The sequence below is a fragment of the Pedobacter sp. 01N416 genome (genome assembly GCF_056399685.1).
This window is the reverse complement of sequence record NZ_JBFTRT010000632.1, coordinates 1-2,698: the sequence shown is the minus strand read 5'-3', so window position 1 is coordinate 2,698 and position 2,698 is coordinate 1. Positions and strand designations below refer to the sequence as shown.

Below are 2,698 nucleotides of genomic sequence, written 5' to 3'. Positions count from 1 at the left end.
ATTTTAAACATGAGTATTTTTCGTTCGCTAAGGCACTATAATTACAGGTTATTTTTTACAGGTCAGGCTATTTCATTAATCGGCACATGGATGCAGCGTGTAGCCATCAGTTGGTTGGTATATCGTTTAACAGGATCGGCTTTTTTGCTGGGACTGATTACTTTTTTGAGTTTAATCCCTTCACTGGTACTTGCACCGTATGCTGGGAGCTATGTAGATAGACATAATAAGTATAAGATATTGGTGATTACCCAGGTGATCCTGATGCTGCAGGCAGGTGCCCTGGCTTTGATGATCTGGTTTAAAGTATACGATATGTTCTGGATTGCAGCACTTTCACTGGTTCAGGGCTTGGTAAATGCTTTTGATGTTACTGCCCGTCAATCTTTAATGGTAAATTTAATTGATGATAAAGAAGATTTACCAAATGCCATTGCGCTTAATTCTTCCATGTTTAATGCCGCCAGGCTAATCGGCCCGGCGTTGGCAGGGGTAATTTTGAGTACTTTAGGTGAAGATATCTGTTTCCTGATCAATTTTGTGAGCTTTATTGCTGTACTGGGTTGTATGGTGATGATGAAGCTTAAACTCACCGTACATCAAAAATCGAAAGAAAATATCTGGATCGACCTGAAAAAAGGTTACGATTATCTTAAATCATCGCCAGATTTGGCATCCATGGTATTGATGATGGCTGCATCGAGTTTATTGGTAATTCCTTTCACAACTTTATTGCCTGTTTTTGCCAAAGATATTTTTAATGGAAATGCCACAACATTTGGCTGGTTTGAAAGCGCAGCAGGATTTGGTGCATTCTTCGGTGCCATTTATATGGCTACATTAAAAGTGAAGCAAAACCTGCAGAAAATTGTAATGATGTCGGGTATTTTGCTGGCCATTTCGGTTGTAGCGCTGGCTATATCACCATCGCTTGTTCTGGCTTTAATCTGTACCGGTTTAGCTGCTTTGGGTTTGATGGCTCAAACCTCATCTATCAATACTTATCTGCAGACTCATGCCGATGATGTAATGAGGGGAAGGACTTTAAGTTATTATATTATGGCTTACCAGGGCGTATTGCCAATCGGCAGTTTATTGATGGGGTATTTAGCGCATCTTTTTGGTACGCAGACTGTAGTTGCTTTTGAAGGTGTTGCGGGTTTGTTGATTGTAGCTGCGTTTGTGTACAATGAAAAGCACAGGAATCAATTGAACAGTAGTGCAATGTCGTTAAATTAATATGTCATCTGGAATTTTTTAATTTGGGTACGAGTGGTCGTCGAGGTTGTATCATAAAGGCGATTTCAGCCCAGAAGCTGTCATGTTGAGCCTGTCGAAACACCTCAAAGAGTATTTAAACAGGTCCTTCGACAAGCTCAGGATGACAAATTTATATTTATGATACACCCTCCTTAATAGATAGATAAAGATGCTGATCCCGAACATTCGGGACAGCATGACGATCGAGTAGATACAACATTGTGCACAAAACGCTAGACGCCATGCGCCAAACGTTTACCCGTGCACAATCAGCTTACAATCCACAATTACTTTCTGGTAATTATGAATATCAATTTCTTTGCTAATCAATTGTATCAATAGTTTAATTGCGTTTTCACCTACTGATTCGGGGTTTTCTTCAATAGAGGCAATAGGTGGTGAATCGAGATAACTGATAAAAGAGGTGTTCCCGAATCCTACGTATTCAATTTTGTCAAAGTCAGGGTGGTTTATCGATTTCAGGTATTTCATCGCATCGAACATAATAGGTTCTTTAAAAGCCACGAGCGCAGTAGGCATATTTTCTGGGTTGGCAAATAAATTCTTAATTGCTGAGATCGTATTTTCTTTGTCGAAATCGGTGTAAGCAACCAATTCTGATGAAAAAGGAACCTGATTATCATTTAAAGCATTGATGTAGCCATTAAAGCGATCGTGCGTAAAATTAATCATTTTTGGACCGCCTAAATAAGCAATCTTTTTATGCCCCCTGTCTATTAAAAACTTTGTAGCCTGATAACTGCCCTGAAAAGTATTGCCCAAAACTTTATGGCAGCTTAAGTTAAAACTCGGGTTTCGGGCATAATACACTACCGGAGTGCCCATGTTTTCGAACTGGTCTAAATGCGAAAAATCTTGCGTGTGTTTTGAAATAGCCACAATTAAACCATCAACCCGGCTCCGCAACAACATATTTGCAGATTGGATTTCTTTTTTCAGGTCATCGTGAGATTGGCTGATAATAACATTATATCCATTTTGTGTGGCAAATTGCTCTACACCATAAATACTTCTGGTAAAATAGTGATCTAAAAGATTGGGTAAGATAATACCAATAATGTGCGATTTCTTTTCCTTTAAATTAATAGCTGATTTATTGGGCGTAAAATGCAAATCGCGGGCCATTTCCTGAACACGTTGTTTCGTGTACTCGTTTATGGTTGGGTAGTTATTAAGGGCCTTTGATACTGTTGATACTGACATCTTTAACTTTTCAGCCAAGAATTTTAGTGTAACAGGGGTATTATTCATTATCTTTTCCAATCTCAGTGCATAGTTAAGAAAAAAACGCAATTATTTCAAACGTTTGAAATGTTGTTTCAATGGATTTTATTACGTTTTGGCCTATTTTAAAACGTTTAATTTTTTAAGCTTTTCTAAATTCGTAATCACGAGCACAAACTTCCCAAATAAACAT

At 38.3% G+C, this 2,698-nt stretch carries 2 protein-coding genes; one reads left to right on the top strand and one right to left on the bottom strand.

The features are described from left to right. Positions 1–1,239: MFS transporter (locus tag AC1DND_RS24965; protein WP_477585249.1), on the top strand; the 1,239-nt coding region annotated here is incomplete at its 5' end. Positions 1,240–1,515: 276 nt separating this feature from the next. Here the strand turns inward: AC1DND_RS24965 and AC1DND_RS24960 are convergent. Continuing rightward, positions 1,516–2,532 (bottom strand): LacI family DNA-binding transcriptional regulator, encoded by a 1,017-nt coding sequence (locus AC1DND_RS24960; RefSeq protein ID WP_477585248.1) that lies wholly within the window; start codon positions 2,530–2,532, stop codon positions 1,516–1,518. Between the last annotated feature and the right edge of the window lie 166 nt (positions 2,533–2,698).